This window comes from Ramlibacter sp. (assembly GCF_035706265.1).
In the GTDB taxonomy this organism is placed as follows: domain Bacteria; phylum Pseudomonadota; class Gammaproteobacteria; order Burkholderiales; family Burkholderiaceae_C; genus Ramlibacter.
On the sequence record NZ_DASSVG010000169.1, the window covers coordinates 1 to 4624 of the forward strand.

General features: G+C 70.0%; 6 protein-coding genes. All 6 read left to right on the plus strand.

The window, feature by feature from the left end; genetic code table 11:
• Positions 1-167: 167 nt before the first annotated feature.
• The 6 genes from VFM98_RS06465 (at position 168) to VFM98_RS06490 (ending at position 4452) form a co-directional block, all read left to right on the plus strand.
• Complete coding sequence (locus tag VFM98_RS06465) at positions 168-1901, plus strand: multicopper oxidase family protein (protein ID WP_325109085.1); 1734 nt, start codon at positions 168-170, stop codon at positions 1899-1901.
• A gap of 22 nt (positions 1902-1923) precedes the next feature.
• The gene (locus VFM98_RS06470; protein ID WP_325109086.1) at positions 1924-2565 is read left to right on the plus strand and encodes an SCO family protein; all 642 of its coding nucleotides are present in this window, start codon (positions 1924-1926) and stop codon (positions 2563-2565) included.
• A gap of 108 nt (positions 2566-2673) precedes the next feature.
• On the plus strand, positions 2674-3180 hold the full coding sequence (locus VFM98_RS06475) for a hypothetical protein (RefSeq protein WP_325109087.1): 507 nt from the start codon (positions 2674-2676) through the stop codon (positions 3178-3180).
• Between the two features lie 60 nt (positions 3181-3240).
• Positions 3241-3471 carry a DUF2630 family protein gene (locus VFM98_RS06480; RefSeq protein ID WP_325109088.1) on the plus strand — a complete coding sequence of 77 codons (231 nt, stop codon included), beginning with the start codon at positions 3241-3243 and terminating at the stop codon, positions 3469-3471.
• Positions 3472-3476: 5 nt separating this feature from the next.
• On the plus strand, positions 3477-3710 hold the full coding sequence (locus VFM98_RS06485) for a hypothetical protein (protein WP_325109089.1): 234 nt from the start codon (positions 3477-3479) through the stop codon (positions 3708-3710).
• An 88-nt stretch (positions 3711-3798) separates the two neighbouring features.
• A complete protein-coding gene (locus VFM98_RS06490; RefSeq protein ID WP_325109090.1) occupies positions 3799-4452 on the plus strand; it encodes an alpha/beta family hydrolase in 654 nt (217 codons plus the stop codon).
• Positions 4453-4624: the final 172 nt, after the last annotated feature.

The following is a 4624-nucleotide window of genomic DNA, read 5'->3' on the forward strand; positions in this document are numbered from 1 at the left end:
TCGCTCGCCACCATCCGCGATTTCAAGCTGCAGGCCGGCATGTCGGCCGAGGTCTATATCGAAGGCACCAAGCAGACGGCCCTGCAGTACATCGCCGAGCCCGTCACCACGACCCTGCGCCGGGCCGGCCGGCAACTGTGAAACCACCAGCGAAGAGGAGAGCCACCATGGAGCATGGAAACATCACCCGCCGAACGCTGCTGGGGGCATCGGCCGCCGCGGCGCCGATGCTGCTGCTGCCCCGCAGGACGGAGGCGCAGGTCCTGGTCCTGCCGCCCAGCCCGCCCACCACGCCCTGGGTCGAGGAGCTGCCCCTGCAGGATACGCCGCTCGCCCCCACCACGCTGAGCCCCGCGCCGACCATCCTGCCGAACATGGCGGCGGGCGAGTGCGGGCGCGCGGCGCACCAGCGCTACGCGGAGCTGACCGCGGCGCGCACCCCGGTGCAATACCAGCTGACCGCGAAGGAGAACCCCAGCTGGCGCTTCAACGGCGACAACGCCTACTACCCGCCGCAGCCGATCTGGGGCTTCGAGGGCAACACGCCGGGCGCCACGACGCCCGGCCCGACGATCCACGCGCGCTACGGCAAGCCGATCCTGTGCCGCATCCACAATGCGCTGCCGCAGTTCTCCAGCGGCTTCGGCTCGCCCGAGATCACCACGCACCTGCACAACCTGCACACGCCCTCGGAGAGCGACGGCTTCACCGGCGATTACTACAGTGCCACCAAGGCCGGCCCGATGCTCACCGGACCCGGCTCCTTCCGCGACCACTTCTATCCCAACCTCTACGCCGGCATCGACGAATTCGGCGGCATCGGCGATTCGCGCGAGGCGCTGGGCTCGCTCTTCTACCACGACCACACCGAAGGCGTGACTGCGCCCAACGTGCTCAAGGGCCTGGTCGGCCGCTACAACCTCTACGACGACCTGGACACGGGCGACGAGCGCACCGGGCTGAAGCTGCCCAGCGGCGCCTACGACTACCCGCTCACCCTGGGTGACCGCCGCTTCGACGTCAACGGCCAGATGACCTTCGACCAGTTCAACCCCGAAGGCGTGCTGGGCGACAAGGTGATCGTCAACGGCAAGCTCGAACCGGTGCTGCGGGTCGCCCGCCGCAAGTACCGCTTCCGCCTGCTGAACGCGGGGCCCACGCGCTTCTTCGAGCTGTACCTGCAGAACAGCGGCGGCAGCGCGCTCTACACCTTCACCACCATCGGCAACGACGGCAACCTGCTGCCGAACCCGCTGCTGTTCCAGACCAACGTGCGGATCGCGCCGGCCGAACGCTCGGACATCGTGATCGACTTCTCGCGCTTCCCGCTCGGCACCGAGCTGTACCTGGTCAACATGCTGCTGCAGGACACGACCCGGCGCCCCGGCAAGGTCAAGGCGCCCGGCATGCGGGTGCTGAAGTTCGTGATCGACCGCAATCCGCCCACCCCGGACACCAGCCAGGTGCCGTCCGTGCTGAGGCCGCTGCGCCCCCTGCCCAGCGCGGCGGAGCTCGCGGCGCTGCCGGTGCGCCGCTTCCTCTTCGAGCGCTCCGGCGGCATGTGGGCCATCAACGGTCGCTTCTTCAACGTGTTCGCGCCGACCGTCTCGCCGGTGCAGGGCCGCGCGGAGATCTGGGAGCTCTCCAACATCGACGACGGCTGGCAGCACCCGATCCACATCCACTTCGAGGAAGGCCGGATCCTGAGCAAGACCGTCGACGGCGTCGCGGTGCCCATCCCGCCCTGGGAGCGCGGGCGCAAGGACGTCTACGTCGTGGGCGAGAACATGACGATCCGCGTGCTCCTGCGCTTCCGCGACTTCCGCGGCAAGTACATGATGCATTGCCACAACCTCACGCACGAGGACCACGCGATGATGCTGCGGTGGGACATCGTGTGAGCCGGGCGAAAGGAGACCGCACATGGAAATCCGCAATCTGGAACTGCTCGGCGCCGGTGCCGTGGCGCTCTGGGGCATGTTCGAAGGCCTGAACAACGAACCCGATTGGCAGGCCCTGGCGGCGACGCAGGCGCGCCGCAACGCGCTGCCCAACGTGGAACTGCAGACCCACCAGGGCCGCACGGTGCGCTTCTACGACGACCTGGTGCGCGACAAGCTGGTGGTGATCAACATGATGTACGCCGGCTGCAACAACACCTGCCCGCCCGCGACGCACAACCTGGTGAAGGTGCAGCACATGCTGAAGGACCGCGTGGGCAAGGACATCTTCATGTACTCGCTGACGCTGCGGCCCGAGCAGGACGCCCCGGAGGACCTGGCGCAGTTCGCGCGCCAGCACGAGGTGCAGGAGGGCTGGCTGTTCCTCACGGGGAAGCCGCGCGACGTCGAGCGGCTGCGCTTCGCACTGGGCTTCTACGATCCCGACGAGAAGGTGGACCGGCAGGAAGGCCGGCACGTCGGCATGGTGCGCATCGGCAACGATCCGTTTCAGCGCTGGGGCATGGCACCGGCGCTGGCGGATCCACGCCAGATCGTGGCGGCGATCCAGCACCTCGATCGCAAGCCGCCGCGCACTGCGCGCCAGCCGGTGCGGGCGAGTTAGGCCTTCGCTGCACGCTGCCGAGGCCGACGCGGCTGTCGGCCGCTCGACTACAGCAATCTCCAGTTCCGGCCGGCTGATCAGGCGCGGGCTGCGCGGCAGCATGGATGCATGTTCGCAACGAGGAAGAAGCACCTGATCGGCCTCGCCCTGCTGCTGGGCGTGGGCGCCGGCGGCCTGGTGTACAGCGCCGACGGCGCCATGGGCAAGGGCGCGTATGAGGCCGCGCAGCACCGCATCGAAACGCAGGCGAAGGCCCAGCGCAAGGCCTGCGGCCGCTTCGAGGGCCAGCCCAAGGAGGTTTGCGAAGCGCAGGCCAAGGGCTGGGAGAAGATTGCCAAGGCGGAGCTGCAGGCGCGTCGCAAGCCGGGGCCGGAGGCGGAGAAAGAGCTCAAGTTCGCGCGCGCCGACGCGGAGTACGGCGTCGCCAAGGAGCGCTGCGGGCTGCTGAAGGGACACGCCCGGGACACCTGCATCGATCGCGCGAAGCACGAGCGCGAAGCCGCGGTTCGCCTGGCCAAGGTGGAGAAGGTGGAGGAGGTCAGGGCCCTCGCACGCGAGGCCCGTCAGCAGCAGCGCCAGGCGCGGCAGCACGCGCCGGCAGCAGGCAGTTCCTGAGGCTACCGGTGCCGCTGAAGCGGCGCTAGCATGGGGTCTCGCATCACCGGAGTGCCTGCCATGAGCGACCAATCCATCCTCGCGCGCATCTCGGCCCTCATCGACGAAGAACACCGGCTGCGTTCCTCCGCCACGCCGCTGGACGCCGGCCCGCGCCTGCAGCAGCTGGAAGTCGAGCTCGACCAGTGCTGGGACCTGCTGCGGCAACGCCGCGCCAAGCGGGAGTACGGCGAAGACCCGGACACGGCCTCGCCGCGCGATCCGGGCACCGTCGAGGGCTACATCGGCTGAGCCGCATGCACCATTCGACCGACCAGCTCGACATCCTCTGGGGCGCCCTGAAGAGTTCGGATCCGGCCCAGCGCAGCAAGGTGCTGCAGCGCTATTCCAATCCCAACATGTCCGGGGCGCTGCCGCAGATCGTGTGCGACGACGAGCACGCGCAGGTGCTCAGCATCCCCACCCCCGACCATCCGGGGCGGCACGTCTATGTGCGGCGGCCGGGCGGCTCGTGGGCGGAGCAGCACTGAACGCGGCGGCGCGGCCAGGGCGGTCGGCTTGCCACCGGAGTGCGGCATGAGTGCCTTCGCTCTTCGCCTGTCGTGGTCCGCAACGAGCGTGTCCGCGCTGGCCGACGCGCCGGCGGACGCCCGCGCTGCGCTGGTGCTCGCCCACGGGGCCGGCGCGGGGATGCATCATGCGTTCATGGCCGCGACCGCGGCGCGGCTGGCGCAGCGGGGCGTGGCGGTGCTGCGCTTCCAGTTCCCTTTCATGGAACAGGGGTCCAAGCGGACGGATCCGCCCGCGCTCGCGCAGGCCGCCGTGCGCGCGGCCGTGGCCGAGGCGGCGCGCCGCTGGCCGGCCCTGCCGCTGTTCGCCGGCGGCAAGTCGTTCGGGGCGCGCATGACGTCGCAGGCGCAGGCGGTGCAGTCGTTGGAGGGCGTGCGCGGGCTGGTGTTCTTCGGCTTCCCGCTGCATCCGGCCGGCAAGCCCTCAGTGGAGCGCGCAGAGCACCTCGCGCGCGTGGAGCTGCCGATGTTGTTCCTCCAGGGCACGCGCGATGCGCTGGCGGACCTGGACCTGGTCCGTGCAACGACCGCGCAGCTCGGCGAGCGCGCGACGCTGCACGTCGTCGAGGGCGCGGACCACTCGTTCCACGTGCTCAAGCGCTCGGGCCGGACCGACGCGGAGGTGCTGGACGAGCTGGCTGACGCGGTGGCGGAGTGGGGGCGGGGCCTGGCCCGGACTGCCGAAATCGGGGAGATCGCGTAAATTAGGGCCGTATGGCAATGGAAGCATCGCCCGTCCGCGGGCTCAGACGCATCGCGCTCCCGGTACCGGCGCCGCTCTTCGAGGCGCTGGAGCGGCACCTGTCCGGCGACGCGCGCGCCGGCGAGGCCGCGGTGGCGGGCGTGGAGTTCAAGGACGGGGTCGCCGAGCTGTC